The sequence below is a fragment of the Aerococcaceae bacterium zg-252 genome (assembly GCA_016237705.1).
In the GTDB taxonomy this organism is placed as follows: Bacteria; Bacillota; Bacilli; order Lactobacillales; family Aerococcaceae; genus Globicatella; species Globicatella yangjingiae.
In genome coordinates, this window is record CP066204.1 from 321,008 (window position 1) to 334,706 (window position 13,699).

Here is a 13,699-nt window from a genome sequence, read left to right on the forward strand (position 1 = left end):
AGTGTATTTATTTCGTACATTGTAAGCGTACAACAAATAGCAAAAAAATGCAACCTTTAAGCAAGATAATACATTTTTTAATATAAATGAATACGCTATACTTAAATTGTCGGAAAGAAAGTAACAAAAATTTAGAGAGGATGTTTTGTATGAAAAAAGTTTTATTATCAGCAGCAGCAACATTGATGGCAGCATCTGTTTTTGTTGGATTGCCATTAGTGTCAGCAGAAGAAATGGTAAAATTAGATTTTGCAGCCGTTGAGTCAGCATATGGTACAGATTTATGGAAAGAAATTATTGAGGCGTATAAAGAAATTAATCCAAATGTTGAAATTAGTTTAACGCAAGAAAAAGAACTAGAAGATGCATTGACACCACGTTTTCAATCTGGCGATTATCCTGATGTAGTAATGTTAGGATTAAGTCGTAAAAAAGCCTTACCTGAAACATTAATTAAAGACCATGCATTAGCAGATTTAACAGATGTAAAAGATTTAATGATTCCAGGTGAGGAAGGAACAGTTGCAGATAAATTATTACCTGGATTTACTGATTCAACTTCTACAAATCCATATAATGACGGTAAAACTTATTTAATGCCGATGTTCTACGGGCCAACAGGATTATTCTATAATAAAGGTTTGTTTAAAGAAAAAGGCTGGGAAGTGCCAAAAACTTGGGACGAAATGTGGGCATTAGCTGATAAGGCTAAAGAAGAAGGCATTGCTTTATTCACTTATCCAACAGCTAGCTACTTAGATACATTCTTTGCATCTGTTATCTTAAATAATGGTGGATTAGATTTTTATAATTCAGCAATGAACTATGATCCAGAAGTTTGGAAAGGTGAAGATTTATCGAATGTTTTTGAAATTTTAGGTAAATTAGCTGAAAATACTGAAGCAACAACAGTTGCGAATGCTAATAATGATAGCTACACACGCAACCAACAATTGATTTTAGATAATCAAGCATTATTTATGCCAAATGGTACATGGGTAGCGGGTGAAATGGCAGAAGCACCACGTGCAGACGGCTTTGAATGGGGAATGACGCCAGTTCCAACAGTTAAAGAAGGTATGGATCGTTATGCTTTTACATTTATAGAGCACATTTGGGTTCCGGAAGGAGCAGAACAAAAAGAAGCTGCTAAAGAATTTATTGCATTCTTGTATTCAGATAAAGCAGCAGAAATCTTTGCTACTCATAATGCTATTCAACCAATTAAAGGTATTGATGCAAAATTATCAGAAGAACAAAAAGTACTTTACAATGTTTACACTGACGGTGTTTTACCAGGTATGGGTGGATTTGTTGCAACAGAAGCAATTGAAGGTGTTAACTTAGGTGAAACATTATATGAATCATTTAACTCTGTTGTATCAGGCGATTTAGCGGTAAAAGATTGGCAAGCAAATGTTGTTGATATGATGGGTAAATTCCATGAAAAAGTGACAGCTCAATAATAACAATCCTTTGGAATGCCCACGAATAGCATTGGCTGTTGCGTGGGCATTGCTTTTGGGGAAAGATTGAGTAAATAAAAGAAGGGGGATAACTATGAATGGAAAAAAATCCCGAACACGTTTTGCATTACTTTGTGTTTTTCCAGCTACGATATTATTCTTTATTTTTATGATTTATCCAACCTTTCAAGTGTTTAAAATGTCATTATATAAATGGGGTGGCTACTCCCCCAAAAAAACATTTGTTGGGCTGAATAATTTTAAAATTTTAATGGAAGATATGAAGTTTGTAAAAAGTTTTCAAGATACTATTTTAGCCATTGTGGTGGTAACGATTGTGACGCTAACCTTAGCGATTATCTTTGCAGCCATTTTGTCACGTGAAAAAATTAAAGGACAAAACTTTTTTAGAATTATTTTCTATATACCAAATATACTATCTATTGTTGTTATCGCAGGGATTTTCTCTGCTATTTACAATCCAAAACAAGGTTTATTAAATTCAATTTTATCTTTATTTAATGGTGGAGGTCAGCCGATTCTTTGGTTAGGGGATAAACATTTAGTCAATTATGCGATTATCGGTGCACTTATTTGGCAGGCGATAGGGTACTATATGGTAATGTATATGGCGAGTATGGCCAATATTCCGGATAGTTTTTATGAAGCAGCTGATTTGGACGGTGCTGGTAAGTTCAAACAATTTTTTGCTGTAACATTACCATTGGTTTGGAATAATATTCGGACAACACTGACATTCTTTATTATTAGTACGATTAATTTGAGTTTTTTACTGGTGCAAACGATGACGAGTGGTGGGCCGAATGGGGCAAGTGAAGTTGTACTGTCCTATATGTATAAACAAGCCTACTCAAACTCAAGTTATGGCTATGCCATGGCGATTGGTGTTATCGTCTTTACATTTTCATTTGTATTATCTGCAATTGTTAGCTTTGTAACGAAACGTGATATTTTAGAATATTAGAAAGGGGGATTCGTCATATGAAACAATCTGGAACAAAATTATATAAAGTATTTATTTATTTAGTACTTTGTTTATTAGCGATTTCCATTATTATTCCGGTAGGATGGGTCTTTCTAGCGTCTATTAAAGAAAATTCTGAGTTTTATCGTTCGCCATGGGCAATGCCAGCTGGTATTTATTTTCAAAACTTTGTTGATGCTTGGAATCGTGCCAGTATGGGAGCATATGTTTTAAATTCAATTGTGGTTACGGCAATGGCATTGAGCTTATTATTGGTTACGGCATTGCCAGCATCTTATGTATTAGCACGATTTGATTTTCCTGGAAAACGGCTGTTGCGTCAATTATTTAAAGGCGGCTTATTTATCAATGTTAACTACATTGTAGTGCCAATCTTCTTAATGTTTGTAGATGCACAAAAATTTTTAACGAGTGCTCATATTGAGTTTATGCCAATGCTATTAAATAACCGTTTTATGTTAGCAGTGGTCTATGCGTCAACAGCTTTACCTTTTACCATTCATTTACTCTCTAGCTACTTCATCACCTTACCGAGTACATTTGAAGAAGCAGCAGCAATTGATGGGGCTGGGTATTTTACAACGATGTTAAAAATTATGATACCGATGGCGAAACCAAGTATTATTACGGTCATTCTATTTAATTTCTTGAGTTTTTGGAATGAGTACATTATTTCGTTTACCTTTATGACGAAACAAGAATTACGTACTTTACCCGTAGGGTTGATGAATTTAATGGCAGCACAAAATGCGGCACAACAATATGGACAGTTATATGCAGGAATGGTTATGGTTATGTTACCAACATTAATTTTATACATTTTTGTTCAAAAACAATTAACTGAAGGTATGACAGCCGGTGGTTCAAAAGAATAGTAGAAAATATAGGGAGAACGCTCTGAAATGAACGACTGGTGCAAAGGACATAGAAGTGCTATGCAAAGTGGGCGTCATTTCAGCTCGATGAAGCCAGAAAAGGATGTGAAACAAGTGGCAAAAACTAAAGGTAGAGTCACTTTACCGAGTGAAACGAATTTTTTAGCAGAAACAAAAGAATTAATGGAACGTTGGGGTGCTGATGCTATTCGGGACTCTGACGGTACAAAATTAAGCGATGATGTTAAAGATTTAGATGCGAAAATTTACACAACGTATTTTGTGGCAAGAAATCATAACGATTTCATCAAAGACCATATGGAAGAATGTCAGCAACTCTATTTAATGTCGCAATTTAATTTAGCAACAACGGATACATTAGAAATTGATTTTATGAAAGGTTATTATCGTGAACAATTAACTCCTAATTATGATGCCAATCCAAAAGAGTGGTGGGAAGTTATCGACCGTACGACTGGTGAAGTGGTTCCGGTGACGCAGTGGGATGTTGATAGTGAAGCAGATACCGTTATATTGCATTCTGTTGAAGCTTTTCATGAATATACGGTTTCGTTTTTAGCGTACAAAATATGGGATCCGACCCAAATGTATAATCATACCACTAACAATTGGGGAGATAGTGTCCCGCATGATATTCCTTTCAATGTAACAGGGCAATACTCAAATCAATTTATGTCAGATTATCTCGAACAATGGTGTCAAGATAATCCTAAAACAGATGTGGTTCGTTTTACAACCTTTTTTTACCACTTTACTTTGGTGTTTAATGATTTAGCCAAAGAAAAATTTGTAGATTGGTTTGGTTATGGTGCATCAATTTCAATCGAAGCATTGGAACTATTTGCACAAGAAAGAGGGTATCGCCTGCGACCTGAGCATATCGTTGATCAAGGGTATTATAATTCAACGCATCGGACACCGACAAAAGAATATTTGGACTATATTGATTTTATGAGCCATTATGTAGCACAGCAAGCTAAAAAATTAGTGGATATCGTTCATCGTCATGGCAAGGAAGCAATGATGTTTTTAGGTGATAATTGGATTGGGACGGAACCTTATGGTAAGTATTTCAAGGAAATTGGGTTAGATGCTGTTGTAGGGTCAGTCGGTGGTGGCGCAACTTTACGTATGATTTCGGACATTCCGCATGTTAACTATACGGAAGGACGTTTTTTACCATATTTCTTCCCAGATGTCTTCAAAGTGGGCAATGACCCGACGATTGAGGCGAATAAAAATTGGTTAACTGCTCGCCGAGCGATGATGCGTAATCCTGTTGACCGTATTGGTTATGGTGGCTATTTAAGTTTAGCGTATAAATTTCCACGCTTTGTTGAATATATTGAGCATGTTACTGATGAATTTCGAGAAATCTATGAGGTTGTAAAAGGGACAAAACCATATACGGCATTGAAAGTGGTGATTTTGAATGCATGGGGTAGTCTTCGTACTTGGCAAGCACATATGGTTGCCCATGAATTACCGTATAAACAAATTTATTCTTATCTTGGTATTATGGAATCCTTGAGTGGAGCAGCGGTTGATGTGGTATTTATTAGTTTTGATGATATTATCCAACATGGCGTACCAGAAGATGTCGATGTATTGATTAATGCTGGAGATGCTGGTACGGCCTTTAGTGGTGGTGAGGTATGGAAAAATACAGACCTTGTAACTGCGATTCGACGATTTGTCCACGAGGGTGGTGGTTTTATTGGTGTCGGCGAGCCGAGTGCGTGTCATCATCAAGGTCGTTACTTCCAATTGGGTGATATTTTGGGTGTTGAGCGTGAAATGGGATATAGCCTATCGACCGATAAATATTTCACGAAGCAATTACCTACCCATTTTATAACAGCTGATGTAAAAGATGTTCATGCAATTGATTTTGGTGAAAGTATGAAAAATGTGTATGGTCTTTATGAGAGTACGCAAGTGATTGAGTTTAGTCATCCTAAAACGTCTGCAGAATCAGACGGTGTGGTGATGCCAGCGAATGCTGAAGGTAAAGAATTTGGTGAAATTCATTTAGCAGCTAATCAATATGGCAAAGGACGAGGAGTTTACATTGCTGGTTTGCCGTACAGTGTGGAAAATGCACGATTATTATTAAGAGCACTTTATTTTGCTGCCAATAAGGAAGATATGTTTGAAAAATGGAATTGTGATAATAGTTTTGTGGAAGTTCATGTCTACCCTGAAAGAAAAAAATATGCAATTGTGAATAATACTAATGATATACAAAAAACAATCGTGTATAATGGAAATGGAGAAGGTGTGGAAGTGACTTTAGCACCAAGCGAAATTCGATGGGAGGTAATATAAATGGAACAAAAAACAAGAGTAATTATCCGTTGGATTGTTTTTATTATTTGTTTAGTTGCGATTATTTATTTCCAACGTATGACTGGTGTAAAAGAACTAGGACTGATGCTGGTAGCATTGTTAGGCATGCTAGGGGTACTTTACGATTATAATCGTGATTACACACATCCTAAACGTGACTAATATGGGGGTCATCGTATGAAAAAAGCATTAGGTGTCGATATTGAGGACACAAAAATTGTGGCTGCGATTATCTATGAGGACGGCACATTTAAACACCGGATTGATGAAAAAACGACTGCCGAAAATGCTGAAGTTATGTATGAAACGTTGCTTTCAGTGATTCACCATGTGTTGATATTATCTGGAGAATCGTGGAATACTTTAGTAGGTATAGGGTTAGGCGTTCCTGGAAAAGTGAATGTGAAAGAGGGTGTAGCAGTCTATCAAAATAATATTCCATGGTCAAATTTTCCCCTTGTTGCTCGATTAAAACAAGATTTTCCTGGAGTGGTAGTGAAAATTGATAATGATGTTAAGGTAGCAGCCTATGCAGAATATCGTTTATTGGCACTGGATTCAGAGGATATGTTTGGGTATGTGACCGTTTCAACTGGGATTGCTTGTGCGAATATTTGGAATAATCAAATGATACGTGGTAGTGGTTTTTCAGGTGAAATTGGGTTTGTACCTGTTCCGTCCAGTACTGGCTTACGAGCTGTGGAAAAGGTTGCGGCTGGGCCTGCAATCGAACAAGCTGCAAGGGAAATGTATCAAAATCCAACTCTTACCACTGCTGAAGTGTTTGATAAATGGCAGCAATGTGAGTGGCAAGCAGCACAAATTATTGAACAAAGTGCGTTAGGTGTTGCATTAAGTATTTATTCAATGATTTGTTTATTAGATCCTAAAGTGATTATTCTAGGTGGTAATATACCGGTTCGAAATCCTAAATATGTTGATTTAATTAAAATTGAATTGAAGAAAATAATACATGAAGAACAGTTACACATATTAGAGCAGATACAGATTTCGAAATTAGAGAGTAATAATGGAATTGTGGGAGCAGGCTTTTTGGTAATGTAAGTAGGTTGGAAAAAGTGGGTGCCATTATTCGAATGATAGCCCCCAGTAATTCAAATAAAGAAAACAAACAAATTATAGGAGGTTCGAAATGTTTAAAGAATCAGTAGAAAAATTAGAGCAATTAGGTGCTGAAATCACAACTAGAGAAATCAGACAACAACCAGAGCTTTGGAGTGAAACATTACAAACATATAAAGAACGTGAATCTGAAATTCAACAATTTTTAGCGGCAATTATTTCAGAACATCAGCGTATTCGTGTAATTTTCACTGGTGCAGGAACATCGCAATATGTTGGGGATTCTATTACACCTTATTTAAAACAAGTGAATGATGAACGTGTATGGGATTTCCGTTCAGTAGGGACAACGGACTTAGTGTCTAATCCACGAGCATATTTTCAAGCAGATATTCCAACTTTATTAGTTTCTTTTGCACGCAGTGGGAATTCACCAGAAAGTGTGGCTGCCGTTGAATTAGCTAAGACGATAGTCGACGAATTATATCAATTAACGATTACTTGTGCACCAGACGGAGCTTTAGCACAAAATGCACAAGGTGATGAACGAAACTTAGTATTATTACAGCCAGAGCGTTCGAATGACGCTGGTTTTGCGATGACTGGTAGCTATTCATGCATGCTATTAACAGCTCTCTTAACGTTTGACCCAAGTGATTTGAACGCTAAAAGTACTTGGACACGTCTTGCGATTGACATGGGACAAAATGTGATTAATCGTGAAGAAGAGATTGCTGCACATTTAAGTGGCGATTTTGACCGTGTAATTTATTTAGGTAGTGGTGGTTTTGCTGGTTTAGCTCGTGAAACACAATTGAAAATTTTAGAATTAACAGCAGGGAAAATTGCGACTGCCTTTGATTCTTCATTAGGATTCCGTCATGGACCTAAATCATTTGTGAACGAAACTTCTTTAGCGTTTGTTTATGTATCGAATGATGAATACACTCGTGCATATGATTTAGATATGTTAAATGAGTTAGCGAGTGATCAAATTGCACAAAAAGTGGTAGCTATTCGTGTAGAAGATAATGATTCATTGAAATCAGAATCATTTGATTTCACTTCAGACTATAAAGGAGTACCGGACGCATATCTAACATTACCTTATGTTGTATTTGGTCAAACAGTTTCACTATTAGCTGCTATTAAAGTAGGTAATACTCCGGATACACCGTCAGCAACAGGTACGGTAAACCGTGTAGTAAAAGGTGTAATTATACATCCATTTTCAAAATAACCCTGTACGTTTTATGCGAAAAGGTTTATAATAAAACTACAAATAATTTATTTAAATGGAAGACAAAAGTTTGGACGAATTAAGAATAAATCCATTGCTGAATGTCTAATATTTAATTAAAGCAGGGAGGCCAATTATGAACTATTATATTAAAGCAAAAGGTATCGTGTTAGATGATACAGTCGCTGAAAATCAATATTTAGAAGTAGTTAATGGCAAATTTGGTTCAATTGTCAAAAGCGTTCCAGACGGTAGTAAGGTTGTTGATTATTCAGAATCGTTAATTGCACCGGGGCTTGTGGATACTCATATTCATGGATATAAGTCATATGATGTAATGGACAATGATTTTGAAGGTATTAAAGTAATATCGAATGGTTTATTAGAGTGTGGGGTGACTTCATGGTTGCCGACTACTTTAACGTCATCAATTGAATTATTAGATGCAGTGTGCCAAACGATTGGTGAACACTACCAAGAAGTAACTGGTGCAAAAATTCGAGGTATTTTCCTAGAGGGGCCATTTTTTACTGAAAAGTATAAAGGTGCTCAAAATCCAAAATATATGGGGGACCCGTCGATTCCAGTGTTAGATAAATGGCATCAATTATCAAATCAATTAGTGAATAAAATTGCGATAGCACCTGAACGTAAAGGAGTTAAAGAATTTATTGAATTTGCGTCAAGCAAAGGAATTTATACGGCATTAGCCCATAGTGATGCAACGTATGAAGAAGCACATGCAGCAGTGGAAGCAGGAGCAAATATTTTTATTCATACATATAATGGAATGAGTGGACTACATCATCGCAATCCTGGTATGGTTGGGGCAGCGTTGTCGTGTGATAATGTATTTGCTGAATTGATTTGTGACGGACACCATGTGCATCCAGCAGCAGCCAAAGTCGTGGTTAAAGCTCGAGGTCCAGAAGAGACGGTTTTAATTACGGACTGTATGCGTGCTGGCGGTATGGGTGACGGAGAGTCCATGTTAGGTGAATTTGAAGTAATCGTCAAAGAGGGTACTGCACGTCTAAAAGATAATGGTAGCCTAGCTGGTTCGATTTTAGAGTTAAAACAAGGTGTTAAAAATGTCTATGACTGGGGCTTGGTAGAAGCAGCAGATGCTTTAAGAATGGCGTCACTATCACCAGCTAAATCAGTCGGTATTGAAAATGTTTGTGGACGAATTGCACCAGGATATGATGCAGATTTTATTGTAGTATCGCCACAGTTAGAATTAGAAGCAACTTATTTAGACGGTACACTACGTTACGAAGCAAAATAATAAGAAAAGAGGATTTGAAATGCGTAAAATCTCACAAGAAAAATATGATAAATTAGTTAACTTGTCAACTGAAAATCACATCATCTCTGCACTAGCGATTGACCAACGTGGGTCATTGAGAAAAATGATTGAAGCTGGTGGTGGTGTTGATGATGTTCAATCAGCCGTTGAAGCATTTAAAATTGCGATTTCAGAAGAATTAACACCATTTGCATCATCTATTTTATTAGATCCAGAGTATGGTATTCCAGCTTCAAAACAACGTGTAGCAGGTGCTGGTCTTTTAATGGCTTATGAAGAAACAGGATATGATGCGACAGAACCAGGACGTTTACCAGATTTATTACCTGAATGGTCTGCAAAACGTATTAAAGAATTAGGGGCAGATTCTGTTAAATTTTTATTATATTATGATGTTGATGAAGATGAGAAAATCAATGATTGGAAACATAGCTTTACAGAACGTATTGGTTCAGAGTGTGAAGCTGAGGGTATCCCATTCTTCTTAGAAATTTTAACATATGATGCGACAGATGAAGATAATAAGAGTGCGAAATTTGCGAAAGTAAAACCACATAAAGTGATTGCAGCGATGAAAGAATTTTCTAAAGAACGCTATAATGTCGATGTGTTAAAAGTGGAAGTACCGGTTAACATGAATTATGTTGAAGGATTCGCTAAAGATGAAGTGGTTTATACGAAAGAAGAAGCACAAGCGATTTTCCGTGAACAAGAAGATGCTACGCATTTACCATATATTTATTTAAGTGCCGGTGTGTCAGCTAAGTTGTTCCAAGATACACTTGAGTTTGCACATGAAGCTGGTGCAAAATTCAATGGGGTATTATGTGGACGTGCAACTTGGAAAGATGCTGTGCCAGAATTTGCATCAAATGGTGAAGCAGCAACTCGTGAGTGGTTACGTACGATTGGTAAACAAAATATTGAAGAATTAAATGCAGTGTTAGAACGTACGGCTACACCTTGGACAGATTTAATTGAAGTAAAATAATCGATTGCCCTACCACACTTCATAATATGTGTGGTAGGGATTTTGTAATTATTGTCGGACTATGCTTTCAATGCTTTTTCAATATCTTTGGCGATAGATTTGGGTGAAGTGGTAGGAGCATAGCGTTTGATAACTTGCCCTTTACGATTGATTAAAAATTTAGTGAAATTCCACTTAATATCTTCTGATAATAATCCCCGACATTCTGATTTTAACCATTGGAAAATCGGTGCAGTTTGCTCACCATTTACTTGGACGGTTTGATGTAAAGGAAAGGTCGTGCCGAATGTTAATTGGCAGGTGCTGACCATTTCGTCATCAGATACTTTTTCTTGTTTGAATTGATTGCTAGGGAAACCGAGAACGGAGAACTTTTGCTCTTTATAGGTTTGATACAAGGTTTCAAGCTCGTTCATCTGTGGGGCTAGTCCGCAACCGGTCGCTGTATTAACAACTAAAAGTACATGGCTACAATAATCATGTAAGGGATAAGTTTCGCCATTGCTACGAGTTAGTAAAATGTTTGGAAGTGCCATACTTGAAATGCTCCTTTCTTTATCTGAAGATAAACGGAAACCCTCGTCAAGTCATTTAGTCTAACTTGACGAGAGTTTTTAATTTTATAAATCAACGTTATGGTAGACACGTTGAACATCGTCATCATCTTCGAGTGCATCAATTAATTTTTCAAATTTAACTAAATCATCGCCCTCTAAAGTTACTTCGTTTTGAGGCAATAAATCAATTTCTGCTACTTCAAATTCAGTGATACCCATATTTTCTAATGCAGTACGAATTGTAGCGAAGTCTTGAGTTTCACCATATACAATGACTTGATTTTCTTCAGCAAATACTTCACGCACATCAACATCTGCTTCTAATAATCCCATCATCACTTCATCAGCATCTTGATTGCTCATGACAAAAACAGCTGTTGGGTCAAATAAGTAGTTAACAGAACCACTAACACCCATGTTTCCACCGTTTTTACCGTAAGCGGCACGAACATTACTTGCAGTACGATTGACATTGTTTGTTAAGGCATCGACAATAATTAATGAACCATTTGGCCCAAATCCCTCATAACGTAATTCTTGGAAGTTTTCATCGTCGCCACCTTTTGCTTTATCGATTGCTTTATCAATAACGTGGCGTGGCACATTATATGTTTTGGCACGTTCTATAACAAAACGTAATTTTTGGTTTAACTCCGGATCTGGTTCACCTTGTTTTGCTGCTGCATAAATCTCAATTCCAAATTTTGCATAAATTTTGGAGGTGTTTTGATCTTTATTCGCTTTCTTTTCTTTGATGTTCATCCATTTACGACCCATATTTTCACTTCTCTTTCAATAATTTGTGTTTATATTATACCGTATTTTTAGCTGCGTGGATAGTAAAAATCCAAGAGTGTGTTAGAGTAATTTTGACAATCTGATGACAGAGTAAGAATTAAGAAAAGGTTAACATTACGAAGTGATGACATTTGAGTGTATCGGTGGAGTGACTAGGCAAAAAATGATATAATTTAAACGTAAATTAGAAATATCTATGCTATGCCAGTAGGCATGAGCAGTATAAAATAAATGAAGAACGTAGAATAATTGGAGGAAAAACGAATGAAACTTTATAAGAAAATAATGTCATTATCTATGGTGGCGTTAGCTTCAGCTAGCATTTTGTCACAGTCTGTAATGGCTCAAACGATGATTGGAACACATACTGTTCAAGTTGGGGAATATTTATTTGATATTGCATTGAAATATGGTGTGACAGTTGACCAAATGAAAGCATGGAATGGCTTGACTAGTGATTGGATTAATGTTGGTGATGTGTTAGCGATTTATGATAGTTCATCTACTTACACACCTTATACATCAACTGTAGCAACAAGCACGACAGGATATCATACCGTTGCACCTGGAGATACATTATCTGGTATTGCAGCCGTATATGGTGTATCAGAATATGATTTATGGGCATGGAATGGTTTATCAAGTGATTGGTTAAATGTTGGGGACGTATTATCAGTATCAGGTTATGCAACTGCACCCGTTAGCTCGTCTTATGCAGCACCGGCAGTGGCGGCTGCAACACCGATAACTACTGGGGAAACGACAACTTATACCGTTAAAGCAGGTGATAGCTTATGGGCAATTGCAGAAGCACACGGTATGACATATGATGAATTATTGGCATTAAATGGCTATGCAAGTACATTTTTACAAGTTGGTGATGTGTTAACAGTAAAAGCTTCATCAGCGAATAGTTCAGCGAGTGATGATAATAGTCAATCAATTGCTCCATTGTCTCAAGCAGATAAGGAAGATGGCATTAAGGCACGTCATAAGGTAGTTGCAGGTGATAATTTATGGCGAATCGCTAATAAATATGGTGTGACAGTCCATAATGTAAAAGTATGGAATAATTTAACAGATGATTCTGTCATCAATGAGGGTGACGAATTGGTGATTAAGAATTCTGTTTATGAAGCGAAAAAACATAAAGTGACGGCTGAAGATACATTAGAGTCAATCGCAGAACAGTATAAAACAACGACTGAAAAATTAACAGAATGGAATAGTTTAACTGGAACAGAATTGGAAGTCGATAAAGAATTATTAGTTAGCGACCCTAATACTAAAATTCATGAAGTGAAAACAGGCGAAACATTAGATAAAATCGCTGAACAATATCATGTAACGGTTGAAGAATTACGTGAGTGGAATGAATTACCTGAGGCGACAGTTGTAGTTAATGGGTCATTAATCGTATCAGACCCAACTGGTATGAAAGAAACAGTTAATACGATAGAAGCGACAGAAGCAGTTGAAACAACTGAAGCTATGGAAACTACGACAGTAGCTGAATAATAGATAAAATAAAAGTGTGCAGGTTTGTCTTGCACACTTTTTACGTTATGGGGCAGAGAGCGAGAATTTTTCTGAAATGGGCTGACCAATATTATTATTGTTTGCTCGGTTTCTAAAATAAAAAAAGAGTCGAAACGACTCTTATATAATCAATTATTTAACTAATTTTGCTAAACGTGACTTATCACGAGCAGCTTTGTTTTTATGGATTAAACCTTTTGTAGCTGCGCTATCTAATTCTTTTGCTGCTAATTTGTATAATTCTTGTAAATCACCTTCACCTGATTCTACAGCTGAACGGAATTTTTTAACTGCTGTACGCATTGCAGAAACGTGAGCACGGTTACGGTCAGTTTTTGTAGCAGTTTGACGAATACGTTTGATTGCTGATGGGTTATTTGCCATGTCGGTCACCTCTTTCTTATCTTAATGGTGTGTAAGTCGAATAGACTTAGTCAACAAACATCATTATACATGAAAAATAGT

At 36.5% G+C, this 13,699-nt stretch carries 13 protein-coding genes; 10 read left to right on the top strand and 3 right to left on the bottom strand.

Annotation, left to right across the window (positions count from 1 at the left end; all coding sequences use genetic code 11):
• Positions 1-149: 149 nt before the first annotated feature.
• From JDW14_01600 to lacD, 9 genes are all read left to right on the top strand, one after another.
• Positions 150-1,466 carry a carbohydrate ABC transporter substrate-binding protein gene (locus tag JDW14_01600; protein QQD65843.1) on the top strand — a complete coding sequence of 439 codons (1,317 nt, stop codon included), beginning with the start codon at positions 150-152 and terminating at the stop codon, positions 1,464-1,466.
• A 94-nt stretch (positions 1,467-1,560) separates the two neighbouring features.
• Positions 1,561-2,451, top strand: coding sequence for a sugar ABC transporter permease (locus JDW14_01605; GenBank protein ID QQD65844.1), 891 nt, complete (start codon positions 1,561-1,563; stop codon positions 2,449-2,451).
• Between the two features lie 17 nt (positions 2,452-2,468).
• Complete coding sequence (locus tag JDW14_01610) at positions 2,469-3,347, top strand: carbohydrate ABC transporter permease (protein QQD65845.1); 879 nt, start codon at positions 2,469-2,471, stop codon at positions 3,345-3,347.
• A 114-nt stretch (positions 3,348-3,461) separates the two neighbouring features.
• Entirely contained in the window at positions 3,462-5,696 is a 2,235-nt protein-coding gene (gene gnpA / locus JDW14_01615; protein ID QQD65846.1) for a 1,3-beta-galactosyl-N-acetylhexosamine phosphorylase, read from the top strand.
• Positions 5,697-5,879, top strand: coding sequence for a hypothetical protein (locus JDW14_01620; GenBank protein ID QQD65847.1), 183 nt, complete (start codon positions 5,697-5,699; stop codon positions 5,877-5,879). It begins immediately after the preceding gene.
• Between the two features lie 15 nt (positions 5,880-5,894).
• Positions 5,895-6,782 carry an ROK family protein gene (locus tag JDW14_01625; GenBank protein QQD65848.1) on the top strand — a complete coding sequence of 296 codons (888 nt, stop codon included), beginning with the start codon at positions 5,895-5,897 and terminating at the stop codon, positions 6,780-6,782.
• Between the two features lie 88 nt (positions 6,783-6,870).
• On the top strand, positions 6,871-8,040 hold the full coding sequence (locus tag JDW14_01630; GenBank protein QQD65849.1) for an SIS domain-containing protein: 1,170 nt from the start codon (positions 6,871-6,873) through the stop codon (positions 8,038-8,040).
• A gap of 136 nt (positions 8,041-8,176) precedes the next feature.
• Entirely contained in the window at positions 8,177-9,328 is a 1,152-nt protein-coding gene (gene nagA, locus JDW14_01635) for an N-acetylglucosamine-6-phosphate deacetylase (protein ID QQD65850.1), read from the top strand.
• 19 nt (positions 9,329-9,347) lie between these two features.
• A complete protein-coding gene (gene lacD, locus JDW14_01640; GenBank protein ID QQD65851.1) occupies positions 9,348-10,340 on the top strand; it encodes a tagatose-bisphosphate aldolase in 993 nt (330 codons plus the stop codon).
• Between the two features lie 59 nt (positions 10,341-10,399).
• Here lacD and JDW14_01645 read toward each other — a convergent pair whose 3' ends face one another.
• Together JDW14_01645 and JDW14_01650 are read right to left on the bottom strand one after the other, a co-directional pair.
• Positions 10,400-10,876, bottom strand: coding sequence for a glutathione peroxidase (locus tag JDW14_01645; GenBank protein ID QQD65852.1), 477 nt, complete (start codon positions 10,874-10,876; stop codon positions 10,400-10,402).
• 84 nt (positions 10,877-10,960) lie between these two features.
• Positions 10,961-11,674, bottom strand: a complete 714-nt coding sequence (locus JDW14_01650; protein QQD65853.1) for a YebC/PmpR family DNA-binding transcriptional regulator — start codon at positions 11,672-11,674, stop codon at positions 10,961-10,963.
• A 285-nt stretch (positions 11,675-11,959) separates the two neighbouring features.
• Between JDW14_01650 and JDW14_01655 the strand changes: the two genes are divergently transcribed.
• Positions 11,960-13,213 (top strand): LysM peptidoglycan-binding domain-containing protein, encoded by a 1,254-nt coding sequence (locus JDW14_01655; GenBank protein ID QQD65854.1) that lies wholly within the window; start codon positions 11,960-11,962, stop codon positions 13,211-13,213.
• A gap of 153 nt (positions 13,214-13,366) precedes the next feature.
• On the opposite strand, the gene JDW14_01660 is transcribed toward JDW14_01655, so the two are convergent.
• Positions 13,367-13,618, bottom strand: a complete 252-nt coding sequence (locus tag JDW14_01660; GenBank protein QQD65855.1) for a 30S ribosomal protein S20 — start codon at positions 13,616-13,618, stop codon at positions 13,367-13,369.
• Positions 13,619-13,699 lie beyond the last annotated feature (81 nt).